Source organism: Nocardia sp. XZ_19_385 (genome assembly GCF_015355755.1).
GTDB lineage: Bacteria > Actinomycetota > Actinomycetes > Mycobacteriales > Mycobacteriaceae > Nocardia.
In genome coordinates this window covers 1,740,418-1,753,618 of record NZ_JACVEE010000002.1, presented here as the reverse complement: position 1 = coordinate 1,753,618, position 13,201 = coordinate 1,740,418, and the positions used below count along the sequence as shown (strand labels likewise).

The 13,201-nt window shown below is 69.3% G+C and carries 11 protein-coding genes; 6 read left to right on the top strand and 5 right to left on the bottom strand.

Translation table 11 applies throughout. The annotated features are described in order from the left end of the window. Position 1 precedes the first annotated feature (1 nt). Positions 2-3,301: a sacsin N-terminal ATP-binding-like domain-containing protein gene (locus IBX22_RS37525; protein ID WP_228539244.1), complete on the bottom strand. Its 3,300-nt coding sequence runs from the start codon at positions 3,299-3,301 to the stop codon at positions 2-4. Then, the gene (locus IBX22_RS37520; protein WP_309234714.1) at positions 3,298-4,713 is read right to left on the bottom strand and encodes a DUF3027 domain-containing protein; all 1,416 of its coding nucleotides are present in this window, start codon (positions 4,711-4,713) and stop codon (positions 3,298-3,300) included. The genes IBX22_RS37525 and IBX22_RS37520 overlap by 4 nt, the downstream gene beginning before the upstream one ends. Before the next feature lie 17 nt (positions 4,714-4,730). On the opposite strand from IBX22_RS37520, the gene IBX22_RS20975 reads away from it, so the two are divergent. Genes IBX22_RS20975 through IBX22_RS20965 form a run of 3 tightly spaced genes read left to right on the top strand, consistent with a single transcriptional unit; the run spans position 4,731 to position 7,900 of the window. Continuing rightward, the gene (locus IBX22_RS20975) at positions 4,731-5,504 is read left to right on the top strand and encodes a glutaminyl-peptide cyclotransferase (RefSeq protein ID WP_194817207.1); all 774 of its coding nucleotides are present in this window, start codon (positions 4,731-4,733) and stop codon (positions 5,502-5,504) included. A gap of 58 nt (positions 5,505-5,562) precedes the next feature. Next, positions 5,563-7,311 (top strand): MFS transporter, encoded by a 1,749-nt coding sequence (locus tag IBX22_RS20970; RefSeq protein WP_309234713.1) that lies wholly within the window; start codon positions 5,563-5,565, stop codon positions 7,309-7,311. Next, positions 7,304-7,900 (top strand): DUF2771 domain-containing protein, encoded by a 597-nt coding sequence (locus IBX22_RS20965; RefSeq protein ID WP_194817206.1) that lies wholly within the window; start codon positions 7,304-7,306, stop codon positions 7,898-7,900. Before IBX22_RS20970 ends, IBX22_RS20965 begins: the two co-directional genes overlap by 8 nt. A gap of 81 nt (positions 7,901-7,981) precedes the next feature. Here IBX22_RS20965 and IBX22_RS20960 read toward each other — a convergent pair whose 3' ends face one another. After that, on the bottom strand, positions 7,982-8,407 hold the full coding sequence (locus IBX22_RS20960) for a cold-shock protein (protein ID WP_194817837.1): 426 nt from the start codon (positions 8,405-8,407) through the stop codon (positions 7,982-7,984). Positions 8,408-8,564: 157 nt separating this feature from the next. Here IBX22_RS20960 and IBX22_RS20955 point away from each other — a divergent pair, with 157 nt between their 5' ends. Together IBX22_RS20955 and IBX22_RS20950 are read left to right on the top strand one after the other, a co-directional pair. Then, positions 8,565-8,795, top strand: coding sequence for a hypothetical protein (locus IBX22_RS20955; RefSeq protein ID WP_194817205.1), 231 nt, complete (start codon positions 8,565-8,567; stop codon positions 8,793-8,795). A gap of 368 nt (positions 8,796-9,163) precedes the next feature. Continuing rightward, positions 9,164-9,781, top strand: coding sequence for a resuscitation-promoting factor Rpf1 domain-containing protein (locus IBX22_RS20950; protein WP_194817204.1), 618 nt, complete (start codon positions 9,164-9,166; stop codon positions 9,779-9,781). A 121-nt stretch (positions 9,782-9,902) separates the two neighbouring features. Here IBX22_RS20950 and IBX22_RS20945 read toward each other — a convergent pair whose 3' ends face one another. Further along, positions 9,903-10,091, bottom strand: coding sequence for a hypothetical protein (locus IBX22_RS20945; RefSeq protein WP_194817203.1), 189 nt, complete (start codon positions 10,089-10,091; stop codon positions 9,903-9,905). A gap of 198 nt (positions 10,092-10,289) precedes the next feature. On the opposite strand from IBX22_RS20945, the gene IBX22_RS20940 reads away from it, so the two are divergent. Further along, positions 10,290-12,578 (top strand): helicase-associated domain-containing protein, encoded by a 2,289-nt coding sequence (locus tag IBX22_RS20940; protein ID WP_194817202.1) that lies wholly within the window; start codon positions 10,290-10,292, stop codon positions 12,576-12,578. On the opposite strand, the gene IBX22_RS20935 is transcribed toward IBX22_RS20940, so the two are convergent. After that, positions 12,575-13,060 (bottom strand): hypothetical protein, encoded by a 486-nt coding sequence (locus IBX22_RS20935; protein ID WP_309234712.1) that lies wholly within the window; start codon positions 13,058-13,060, stop codon positions 12,575-12,577. The two genes, IBX22_RS20940 and IBX22_RS20935, sit on opposite strands and share 4 nt — an antisense overlap. Between the last annotated feature and the right edge of the window lie 141 nt (positions 13,061-13,201).

Genomic DNA, 13,201 nt, shown 5'->3' with positions numbered 1-13,201 from the left:
TTCAGCGCCCCTCGGGGACTCGGACGTGCGTCGTGGTTCCCGCCTGCCACCAGGGCACCTCGACGGTGCCCTGCGCCGCGCCGCCGAGGCGGACTCGCAGCTCGTCGTGCAGTACCAGGTCGCCGTCTTGCGTTGGCAGCGTGAACATCTCGCGCAGGACCACGCCCAGCGGCGCCGCGGCCCAAGCGGCGCGGCGGCCTTCGCCGAGCACCTCCGCGGTGACCGCCTCGGAGGCCAGCGGCAGGTCCAGCAGGGTCGCCAGCGCGGGTGCGTGCTCGGTACCGCCGAACACCAGGCGCTCCGGTGGGAGTGCCAGGCCGAACCAGGGCTGATCCAGGACCAGTGCGTCGCCCGGATCGATAACCGCGCCGGACAGGGCGCGCACCCGATCCGGTAGGTCGAGAACGGCGACGTCGAGCCGGTCTGTGGCGATCGCCGTCGCCAGCCTGCGATGCGCCCGCGAAATCACTTCGGGATCAGGTGTTTTCGCGGTATCCGCGAGTGCCTCGAGCAGCGCGGCGGCCAGCTCCGGAGACATGCTCCGCGGATCGGCGAAGACCGCACGCAGTGCGTCGAGGTCGGTTCGGCCGAAGCCCTCGAACCCGAATTCGTCCAAGAGACCGGCGAATTCGGTGTCGGCCGGGTGCCGCAGCAAGCCCAGCGGGGTCCCGTCGATGCGGGCATGCTTGCGCAGCCACCACGCGGTGTATCCGTTCGGGTCGGCCAGCAGGCGGCGGGTGTGCGGCTCGGATACCAACTGCAGCAACGCATCCGGCCAGGCGACCTCGTCGACCAGATCCAGGTCACGCACCGCGGCCAGCTCCCGCGGGTCGTCCGCCAGCCCGGCCCACCACTGCGCTTCGTCATCGAGATCATGATCGGGACCGGTCGGATCCTCCTCGGTGACCACACCGAAATCCCAGCCGACACCGATCGCCCGAAGCGCCTGCGCGCCATAGGCATCCACCACTGCCTTGTCGACGGTGCCGAACGGCGCGTCCGCGACCAGCAGCGGATACAGCGGCGCGTCCGGGAGCAACAGCTCATCGGCGGACCGCAGTTCCCCTGCGGCATCCGGCAATTCGAGCATGCCGAGCCAATCTGGCAGGACCGCCGGGTTGGCGTGCACCGCCAGCCGCAGCACCGCATCGACGGTGTCCTCGTCGTCCGGTCGATCTTCCAGCTCCGCCCGCAACCCAGGATCGCTGAGCAGATCCTCGGCCGTCGCCGAACGCGCCCCCAACCGGGCCAGCAGCGGATGCGCCGCCTCCGGATGCACCAGCCGGGCCCAATGCACCGGAATAGCCATCTCCAGCTGGTCATCCAAAATCACAGTGCGCGGCCCGGTCACCACCCTGCCATCGGCCAGCGGCACCGCCAGGGCACCCAACTCCTCGGCTGCCAGCGGATCCATCACAAACGGCTCCAGCGCGTCGTACAGCCGCCGCCACCAACCGGGCTCCCGCTCCAGCCCACCCGAAAGTTCCGCAAGCCGCGCTAATCCCAGCCGATGCACGTCGAGCACGCCCAACACCTCGACGTGCTTGCGCCCGGACAGCTCCGGAATCACCAACGGCCCGACGACATCAGCGAGCAGCTCGGCCAACTCCACTGTCAGCCCGGTGAATACGCTCGCCCGCGTAGGCACGGCGGTAGCGCGCGGTGCTGATCCCGCGGAAGTACCTCTTGTCGGGCGGCCCTGCCCGAAAAAATCGTCGCTCCAACGCGACTCGTCCTCATCCGACGCAATCCCATCGGCGCGTGCGTCGACAGCGCCCAACACTTCAAGATCCGCAGCGTCCCCGGTCGAGTCGACATCCCGCTCGGAGTGGCCGGGGTCGGGGCGTACGTCGACCACAGGCAGCCAGGAGGCCGTTTGCAGCTCTCGCACCACCGCTTCACGTATCAGGCCGTCGGCCTCGCTGCGGGCGAAGCCCGGCGACGGGACCAGGACGAGACGGTCACCGGGCGGCAGTGCACGTGCGAAATCGGCGTAACCATTGGCCAATTCGCCGATCCGGGCGCCGGGCAACAGTCGACGGCGATCCGGCTGCATGGGGATATCGGCGATCAGGATCGCGGGGAGGGACAGTTCCTCGTCGGACCGGGTAGGCGCCCGCAGCACGTCGTGCCCGGCCGGTACCGGCTTGCCGGCGCGCACTGGCAGCAGCCAGCGGGACCGAGATGTCCGGTACTGCCACCAGATCCGGCGTTCGATGCCGGGGCCGTCGATACGCAGTTCATGCAAACCGTTGCCGAGCGGACTGACGGCACTGGCGATTTCGTCGTCACCGATCTGGATGCTCTGCAACGCGGGCAGTTCCAGCAGCAGATCGGCTGCCTCGGCGCGCATGCCTTCGAGCAGTGCGTCGGCATCCACATCACCACGAAGGTGCAACACCACTTCGGTGTCCGCGCCTGCTTCGGGTTCGTCGATGATCGGCCACGCCAGGCGCAGCGCCGGAGGAGTCAATCCCGGTGCACCAGCGGATAATCCACGGCTCCCGGCAAGACCGGGTACAGCGCTCTCAGACGATTCAGCTGACTCGGAGCCGAGCTCGGCGGGCTCGCGGTTCTGGGCAGACGTGGCGGCAGCGCCCAGCGCGCGATGATCACCCACCGTTGCCGACGCGTCTAGCTGAGAACCCGGCTCGCGGTTCTGGGCAGACGTGGCGCCAGTGCTCAGCCCGTGAAGATCACCCACCGTTGCCGACGCGTCCGGCTGGGGATAATCCGGATCCACTGCCGCACCGTCGGAGGGTGATCCGCCGCCGGCAGAGGAGAAGGCTCCTGCCGGGTTGTGCCCCGCATTCCGCTGATCGACGGTACGGCTCGATCCACCTGGGATCTGGATCCCGTTCTCCCGCAAAGCGTTCGCGGTGAGCTCTCGGGAAAAGCGCAGCGAGCCGGTGGTCGAGCGCACCTCGATGTCATCACTCACCGACAGCACAGCGGTGAAGCCGACGCCGAAGCGGCCGACGCTCGTGCCGTGGTCGGCTTTGCCGGAGGCGCGCAGTGCGGTCAGGGCGTGGACGCCCGAGAGGTCCAGGGGCGCGCCGGTATTCGTGATGCGCAGGGCCCGGCCATCGAGCCGGACGGTCACCCGCCCCGGTACGCCGGCCTTCGCCGCGGCGTCGGCAGCGTTCTGAGCCAACTCGGTGAGCAACCGGTCGCGGTAGCCCGCGCGCACCAGGTCCGCCTCGGTGGCGGCGTCCTCACGCAGGCGGGTCGGCGAATCGCGCCAGGCGGCAAGGACTCCCGCGCGTAGCTTCGAAGTGCCGAACGGGTCGGCGGCGCTCAGTTGCGCGATGACTCGGACTCCGAGCCCTCGACCGCGGCGTCGCCCAGCATCTCGACCTGCTCGGCCACTGCGACTTCGCCCGTGCTGTCGGCCACATAGGTCACGGACTCCTGCGGCGCGGACTCGGCGGACTCGCCCGCCTCCCCGCCCGCGACGACCTCGCCCTTGCTGTCCGCCACGTAGGTCACGGACTCCTCGGCACCGGATTCGGATTCGGACGCGTCCGCGCGAACAGCGACATCCGCCTTCGGCCGAACGCTCACCACGGTGGACGTAGCCTCGGCCTCGAGTTCGCTTGCCGCAGGATCCGTCGCTTCGGCCCCCGCTACTGAGTTCGCCTGGGCCACACCGTTCTTCGACGAGGCCTTGCTAGCTTCGGCACCGGGCTCAGCAGCTGCCTCGGACTCGACCGCAGTCGCGGACTCGGTCGAGTCGGCGGCGGGCTCGCTCGCGAGTGCAGCAGGCGCTACAGCTTCCACACCCGGCTCGAGGGCTTCGGTCTCGGCAGTCGCGACCGCCTCGACACCCGGCGCAACGGCCGCGTGTGACTCCACTTCAGCGGCAGGCTCGACGGTCGCTTCGGACGCGGCGGGCGCGGCAGTCGCCTCGGGCACGGCAGTTGCCTCGGCGCTGGAATCACTGGCTGCCTGCTGCGGCTTCTTCAGCGCCTCGGCCGGGATCACGTCGTAGGCCGCGTCGTCGAAGGCCTCGTAGAGCGGCGATCCGCCGCCGGTCGGGGCCTCGACGTCGGAGTGCGCGCCGCAGCCGTATTCGTTGTGGACGACGCGCCCGTCGGCGCCCATCGAGTTCGCGCAGACGCCGAAGGCGGCGCGCAGGGCGCCGGCCAGGGGCAGGTAGAAGCCGCAGAGGCCGCAGGTGGAGGGGGCCGCCTTGGCCATGTCGGTGTCGGGGCCGAGTTCGGCGTACCAGCGGTCGGCGGCTTCGGCGCGGCCTTCCAGGCTGAGCACCTGGGTGCGGCCGAGGCCGACCTCGTAGGCGACCTCGTCGACCACCGGGTCGCCGGTGGCGACGTAGCCGGGCACCAGGCGCGGGTCGTTCGGGATGGGGGCGAGCAGGTCGCCGGGGGCCAGATCGCCGGGGCGGACCCGCTGGTCCCACGGCACGAAGTCGGGCGCGACCAGGGCGTCGGGCCCGGGCAACAACGCCGATTCGCTGACGGTGACATGGTCGGCACCCGGCGGGGCCGCCACCACGACCGCCCACTGCCAGCCGCGATAGCCGGGCAGGGTCGCCTCGAAACGATGTGTCGCCGCGCTCTCGTCCTCGGCGGACACGCCGAGGTGGGTGCCGACCGCCGACGGTTCCAGCTCCAGGAGCGCACGGCGGGCCACGTCCACGGCATCGGCCAGCAAGGGCCTTACACCGGGCTCCGAAACACTAACTGCGCTCACGGCCTACATTTTGCCGTATGGAACGCAATCCGCGTTCGTTGGCCATGGCTGTTCTTTTCTGCCTGCTCACAGTGGGCGGTTGCGGCGGCGCCGACGATGACCCCGAACGGCTTCGAATCGAGGTCGTGGGCACCCGCCCGCACGACCCGCGGGCCTTCACGCAGGGCCTCGAGGTGCACGACGGCGTGCTGTACGAGAGCACCGGCCTGTCGGGCGCGTCGTGGGTGCGCGCCAGCGACCTCGACACCGGCGCGGAGCTGGCGCGCGCCGGCGTTCCCGACGACGTCTTCGGTGAGGGCATCACCCGGGCGGGCGCCACGCTGTGGCAGCTGACCTGGAAAGACCACATCGCCTACGCCCGCGACCCGGACAGCCTCGCGCTGCGCGGCCAGGCGGATTACGACGGCGAGGGCTGGGGTCTGTGCACCCGCGACGGCCGCCTGGTGATGAGCGACGGCACCGGCACGCTGACCTTCCGCGACCCGGTCAGCTTCGCCGTCACCGGCTCGGTCACGCTCGGCGGCTACCGCGGCGCACACCTGAACGAACTCGACTGCGCCGCCGACGGCACGGTCTACGCGAACGACTACCCCACCGATCAGATCCTCCGTATCGATCCCGAGTCCGGGCGTGTCCTCGCGGTGATCGACGCGCGCGGGCTGCTCACCCCGGCCGAACGCGCGCGCACCGATGTCCTCAACGGCATCGCTCACCTGCCCGGCACCGACCGTTTCCTGATCACCGGCAAGTACTGGCCGACGATCTTCGAGGTGCGTTTCGTCCCGGTGTGAGACACCGAACCGGACGGCCTGGATACCTCACAGTTGCCGATCAGTCAGAATTGAGCGTGTGACTACTCCTCGCGATCCCACCGGTCCCGACCGTGGTCCCTGGGATGGCGCGGAGGAACCACCGTTCCATCGGCATCCCGGGTTCGACAGTTATCCGCCGCCGACCCGCCCCATGCCGTTGCCACCGCTGGGCTCCGAGCACCGCACCCCGCGTCGCGTGTTCCCCAATCGGCCGAAGCCGCAGCCACTCCCGGAGACGCGGCCGCACCACCAAACTCTGCCGCCGCTCCCGGAGACACGGCCACACAACCAAACTCCGCCACCGGATCAGACCCAGCAGATCCCGCAAGCCGAACCGGCCGCGCAACGCGTGCCGCGCAAACTGACCGTCACCCGCGTCGCCGTCATGCGCGGCCGCGAGCTGACCGGGAAGGGCATCGCGACTTTCCAGCGCGCCGCGAAAGCCGACGGCGCCGACAAGTCCGGTCTCACCGCGCTCACCTACGCGACCATGACGAACTTCGCTTTGGACGCGGCGATCGCGGTGGCGCTGGCCAACACCCTGTTCTTCGCCAGCGCGACCGCGGAGAGCAAATCCAAGGTCGCGCTGTATCTGCTGATCACCATCGCTCCGTTCGCGGTGATCGCCCCGCTGATCGGCCCGCTGCTGGACCGGTTGCAGCGCGGCCGGCGACTGGCGCTGGCGACCTCGTTCGCGGTGCGCGCGGTGGTCGCGGTGATGCTGATCTTCCAGTTCAACAACATCGCGCTGTATCCGCTCGCGCTCTGCATGATGATCGGCAGCAAATCGTTCTCGGTCCTCAAGAGCGCGGTGACGCCACGCGTGCTGCCACCGGAAATCGACCTGGTCCGCACGAATTCCCGGCTCACCGTTTTCGGCCTGGTCGGCGGCACCATCGGCGCGGGCGCGCTGGCCGCGCTGGCCGCTTACCTCGCGGGTTCCAACGGCGCGCTCATCCTGGCCGTACTGATCGCGCTGGCCGGCGCCTATTTGAGCCTGCGGATTCCGCGCTGGGTCGAGGTCACCGAGGGCGAGGTCCCCGCGACACTGGGCTACCACGGCGAAGACGCCCGCACGGAAGTCATCCGCGAGGTCCCGCCCGACGTTCCGCCGCGCCGCCGCCGGCAGCCGCTGGGCCGGGCCGTGGTCACCGGCCTGTGGGGCAACAGCGCCATCCGCGTACTGACCGGCTTCCTCACCTTCTATGTGGCCTTCGTCGCGAAGGCCACCGAGCACCGGCCGACGCAGCAGGCCATGATGCTGCTCATCGTCGGCGCGGCCGCCGCGGTCGGCAATTTCACCGGCAACGCCACCGGCGCCCGCCTCAAACTGGGCCGCCCCTCCCTGATCGTGGTGGGCTGCACCGCGGCCTGCACCCTGGTGGCCATCTTCGCGATCCTCGCCGATAACCTGCTGGGCGCGGCCATCGCGACGCTGGTCGCCTCCGGCGCGAGCGCGCTGGCGAAGGTGTCACTGGACGCCGCGATCCAGGACGACCTGCCGCCGGAGTCGATCGCCTCCGGTTTCGGCCGGTCCGAGACCGTGCTGCAGCTGTCCTGGGTGATCGGCGGCGCCGCCGGCGTGCTGATGCCGACCGAGTGGTGGAAGGGTTTCGCGCTCGTCTCGGTGATACTCGTGCTGGGCCTGGCGCAGACCTACCTCAGCTACCGCGGCCATTCACTGCTGCCCTTCATGACCGGCAACCGGCCGCAGCACGTCGAGCAGAAGGTGCCCGGCACAACGACATTCATCCCCCGACCGACTGGAGATCCCCTCAGTGAGTGAGCGACGCAAGCTCAGTGGCCGCACCATCATTGCCCTACTCGCGGTGGGTGCGCTGGTCGTCGGCGTCGCGGTCGGAGCAGTGGTGTTCAACGCTGTCCGCAACGCGCCGTGGCACGCCCCGGAGCTCACCGCCTACGCGCACGGGACAACCGTCGACGTCACGCCCTTCGCCTACTGCGCCGTCACGATGCGTGACTGCCGCGTGCTGCCGCAGAATCCCGCCGACGCCGCGGGCTCGGTGTTCGACGGACTGCCCTGTAAGGAATCGGACTGCCAGAAGGGCCGGACCGCCTTCCTCGACGTGCCGCCCGGCTACCCGTTGCAGGTGTCGCTGCCGAGCCAGATCGTGGATGCACCCTGGCTGGCGACGCTGGTCTACCTCAGGGAGGACGGGAAGCTCGTGGTCGAGGAGAAGTGGCGCGACAAATACCCGGAGGGTGCACGGGCCATCACGATCGATTCGCGGCCGCTCCCGGAGCTGCGGTTGATCGGTATCGAGATCCAGCTGCCGATCCTGGCGCGCGACGAGATGGGTCGCGAGGGCTGGGTGCCGCACGCCGCCTGGTCCATCAGCACAGCCAAGGCCTAGAGAACAGAGAAAAAGGGAGCCCATCCGCGGATGGGCTCCCTTTTCGTTTGTGGGTCCCGGCGTTCGCCGGGATGACGGGACCTAGTGGTCCAGCTCGCGCGCGACGGCCCGGACGACCTCCGAAATACGCTGCGCCATCTTGCGATCCGGGTACTTGCCCTTACGCAGATCCGGCTGCACCTTCGTCTCCAGCAGGGTGATCATGTCCTCGACCATCCCGTGCAGCTCGTCGGCCGTGCGGCGCGGCGCGGCGGGATCCTTTTGCGGGCCCCGCTCGCGTTCCTGTCCGCGGCCTACCGACGGCGGCGCTTCCAGCAGCTTCAGGCTCAGTGCCTGCGGCCCGCGGCGACCCGCGGCCATTCCGAATTCGACACGCTGTCCCGGCTTCAGGGATTCGATGCCCTGCGGCAGCGCCGAGCTCCGGACATAGACGTCCTCCCCCTCATCCTGGGAAAGGAAGCCGAAGCCCTTTTCGACGTCGTACCACTTCACCCTGCCGGTCGGCACTGCGCTCACCCGTTCATCATCGGCACTCGGAACCCCAACGGCCCGAGCAAATTTTCTGCTTGCGAAAAGAACGCGCCCCACAAGCCTGCAGGACGCGATTGCCCCAGAGTCTACCCCGGTGGCATCCCCCAGAGCACACCAGTTTTACGGTCGTCCGGTGACGAACCCTTCCGCACCACAACCTCCGCGCCGGCCCAGCGACTGGTTTCTGCGCATGGCGCTCGGGTTGTTCGCGCTCGGGTTGCTGGCGGTCGTCGCCATCTTCCTGATCCCGATCCTCAGCGATGGCTCCCCCGGACTCTGGCTGTACCTCGCCGCGATGCTCGCCCCGCTCGGTTTCATCCTCGGCCTGGGGTACGCGCTGTGGTCCGGGCGGCGCGCCAGGTGAGTTACCCGAGCCGCTCGTTACCGAATCCTAGATGTGATCCTGATCACATAACGGAGCGGTCACGGGGCGGCATCGGACCGTTACCGGGCAATGCGATCCGCTTCTAGCTGCGCAGAAGCACTTTCGCGCCATCGGCCCCCGCGCCGAGACTTTCGCATACACGCCGGTTATCAAATAGTGATTTTTCGCGGAGATCGTCGTACCGTCTATTCCAGCCGGGGCACCCCGGCACCACCGGCCCGCCGCACCGAGCCTCACCCCGCGGGTACCGGACCCCGACTGGATCAGGGGTGAGGGCGGGACGGACGACCTCTCAGTCCGTTTCCGAGCGAGATCTCGCAGGTGCGGACGAGAGGAAGACACCGGATATGAGTGGACGCCATCGCAAACCGACCTCCACCGGTCGCACCGTAGCCAAGGTCGCCGTCACCGGCGCCATCATCGGCACCGCAGGTGTGGCCCTGGCCGGAAATGCCAGCGCGGCACCCGACTCCGACTGGGATCGTCTCGCGCAGTGCGAGGCCGGCGGGAACTGGGCCATCAACACCGGCAACGGTTTCCAGGGCGGCCTGCAGTTCTCCCCCAGCACCTGGAACGCCCACGGCGGCAAGGAATACGCCCCCACCGCGAACCAGGCCAGCCGCGAAGAGCAGATCGCCGTCGCCGAGAAGGTCCTCGCCTCGCAGGGCTGGGGCGCCTGGCCCTCCTGCTCGTCCTCCCTGGGCCTGCGCAGCGCGCCGACCCCGCGCGACGTGCCCGCCGAGCCCACCACCCCGAAGTGGAACCCGACCCAGGTGCAGGCTCCCGACACGCACCAGGAGATCTACCAGGCTGTCGACCGCGCCGTCGCGCTGGTGCAGCAGCAGGGTGTGCAGATCCCGCAGCCGGCCCTCGACTTCTTCAATGCCGCCAAGGGCAACGGAGCCAAGCTCGACCCCGCGATCGTGAACTTCTACGAGGCGAACAAGGGGCTGCTCCCCTCCTGACCCGACGTTCGTCAGCAAACAAGGCCCCCGCATCACTGTCGATGCGGGGGCCTTGTTTGGTCTGGGTCCCGGCGTTCGCCGGGAGACCCGCGCTGGGCGCGGGCCCTTTCCAGCCCGGAAGTCAGCGGTTGATCACCGTGTGCGGGTGCATGTACGGCAACTGCTCGGCCGGGACCGGAAACTCGGTGTCCTCGCCGAACGGCGAAAGCCCACCGGAGCGGGACGACGACAGTTCGGTGACCGCGTGGTCACCCTCGGCCAGCTTCGGCCAGCCATTGTCGACATACGGTTTCTTCGATTTGTTCACCACGGCCACATGTTAGCGGGGCTACCCCGTCCTGTCCCGCTGCGGCCCCACAGCTAATGTCGATAAAGCAACATCTGATTTCGATAGCACATGGGTAACTCGTCGGGGACGGGCTAACGCACCCGCCGCCAGACCGCCGGCCGCCCGCGCGACCGGTGTGGCACCTAGGTCTGGCCTGAAGACGCGGAGAGGCGGATAAGCATGAGCGCGACCTCTTTGGCTGGGTGGCTAGGTGCCCGGTCCGACGCCCAGCTCGTGGCATTGCTGCAGTTGCGGCCCGATCTCGCGGTGCCGCTGCCGTCGTCCATGCAGGTGCTCGGGGCGCGGGCCGAACAGCGGGCCTCGGTGCTGCGCGCCACCGACGATCTGAACACGCTCGAGTTCGCGATCGTGGAAACCCTTGCCGTGCACAAGGCCTCGAACGAGGCGGCTCCGCTGGGCCGTAAGGCGTTGCAGGCGCAGCTGAAGGGCCGGGTCACCAAAGTCGCGCTGGACGCGGCGCTGGAGCGGCTGACGGCCCGTGCGCTCGTCTGGCTCGACGATGACGACCTGCACCTGGTCGCGGCCGCCGTCGAAGCGCTGCCGTGGCCGATCGGAGCCACCACCGAGATCCCGGACGCGCTCACCGAACCCGAGGTGATCGAGGCCCTGCGGGATCTGCCGCACGCCGCCCGCGCGCTGCTGGACAAGCTGGCCACCACCAGCCCGCTCGGCCGCACCAAGGACGCCGCGCCCGGTACCCCCGCCGACCGTCCGGTGCCGCAGTTGCTCAGCCGCCGGCTCCTGCACTGGATCGATGACGAGACCGTCGAGCTGCCGGTCACCGTCGGCCAGGTGCTGCGGCGCGAACCCGTCACCCATCCCCATGCGCTCACACCGCCGAAACCGGAACTGCGCAAGCAGACTCCCGCCGAGGTGAACGCCGTCGCGGCGGGCGAGGTCGGCGAGCTACTGCGGCACTGTGAAGACGTGCTCGAGGCGCTCGGTCAGGGTCCCGCGCCGGCCTTGCGCGCGGGCGGGCTCGGCGTGCGGGAGTTGCGCCGCATCGCCAAGCAGACCGGTGTCGACGAGACCCGCGCCGGGCTGCTGGTCGAATTGCTCGCTGCCGCAAAGCTGGTCGGGAAGGGCCTACCGGAACCCGCGCCGGGCTACGACAACGCCGACGACTACTGGGCGTCGACACCGGCCGCCGACGGCTGGCTCGACTCGCCGCCCGCGCGGCGCTGGACCGCGCTCGCGCTGGCCTGGCTGGAGCTGGATCGCATGCCGTGGCTGATCGGCATGCGCGACGCCAACGACAAGCCTCTGGCCGCACTGTCTTTCGAGCTGCGCATGCCGAACGCGCCACGCGACCGCCGGACCATTCTCGCGCTGCTCGCCGAATTCCCGACCGGCACCGCGCTCGAACCCGCCGACATCGGCCGCCTGCTTGCCTGGCGGCAACCGCGCTGGCGCAGGCATTTCCGGCTGGAGGCGGTCGAGCACACGCTGCGCGAGGCGGCCGAGCTCGGTTTCATCGGGCGCGGCGCGCTGGCCTCGGCGGCCCGGGCGCTGCTGCACGGTACCGCGACCAGTGCCGCGGACGCCGAAGCGGAGATGGAAGCCACGCTGCCCGCGCCGCTGGATTACGTTCTGGTGCAAGCGGATCTGACGGTCGTCGCGCCGGGGCCGCTCACGCCCGAGTTACAGCAGCGGGTCGCGCTCGTCGCCGATGTCGAATCCGCGGGCGCGGCAACGGTTTACCGGATCGGTGAGGCTTCGGTGCGGCGCGCGCTGGACGCGGGGATGACCGCCGCCGAACTGCATGCCCTGTTCAGTACGCACTCCCGGACGCCGATCCCGCAGGCGCTGACCTATCTGATCGACGACGTCGCACGCAGGCACGGTCAGTTGCGGGCCGGGATGGCGCAATCCTTTGTGCGCAGTGACGATCCGGCGCTGCTCGCGCAGGTGCTCGCGGCTCCGGTGGCGAGCGCGCTGGCGTTGCGGGCCATCGCGCCCACCGTGGCCATCGCGCAGGCGCCGCTCGGCGAGCTGCTCGAACAATTGCGGGCCGCCGGATTCGCGCCCGCCGGTGAGGATTCCTCCGGCACGATCGTCGATCTGCGCCCGCGGGGCGCGCGAATCACGGTGCGCCCCAACGCCCGTGCGCCCTACCGGCCGACGCCGCCGAGCACCGAACAGCTGGAACTACTGGTCGCGGAATTGCGAGCCGGGGACCGTGCGGCCAGTGCGAAATCCGGTCAGGCGGTGCGCGCCGACGGCACCCGCACCAATACCGCCGCGACCCTGGCGCTGCTGCAGCTGGCGGCGCGGGTGCGGCGGCCGGTGAACATCGGATACGTCGACGCGCAAGGCGTGGCGTCACAGCGTGTGGTGGAACCGCTGAAGGTCGGAAACGGTCAGCTCGACGCGCTCGACCCGGTGACCGGCTCGGTCCGGCACTTCACGCTGCACCGGATCGCGTCGGTCGCACTCCTGGATGCTTAGGGCTTACCCAGGCAGAACACGGTTTTCGGGTCCGCGATGGTGATGAAGTTGGAGTTGCCGCTGCACTGGAACTCATCGGCGGAACCGTCGATGCGCTTCACCACCTTGATGGTGGCTTCCTTGGAACCGCATTCGGCCCACTTGTACGGCGCGGAACCGACCTCGTTGTAGCAGGAATCCTGCTTGAAATTAGGCGCCAAGCACATGAAGGCGGTACCGCCGTTCGCCGCCGGCTGGGAGAACCTGGTGTATCCCTGGGCACACGCGGTGTCCTTGTCGAAGGTCTGGAAGACCTTGTAGACCGCCTTCGGCGCGGAGCAGTCGATCGCCTCCCCCTTGCTGGCGTTTGGTGCGTTGTCGGTGATGTTGATGCAATCACCGACTTTGGTCCCGGCCACATCGGATTTGCTCGCATCGTCGGAACAACCGGTCACCGCGACCGCGATTGCGGCCACCGCCAGGAGGGCGCCTGGGAATCTCACGGAAAAACCTCTCTCACCGAACCTGTTCACGGTTGATCGTGAACGCGGTGAGGATACCGTCACGCCCGCGGTGGCCGCATCTGCCGGCGACGCTTAGAGCATGCCCAGACCGAGCATGCCCAGCAGCGAGAAGCTCAGCAG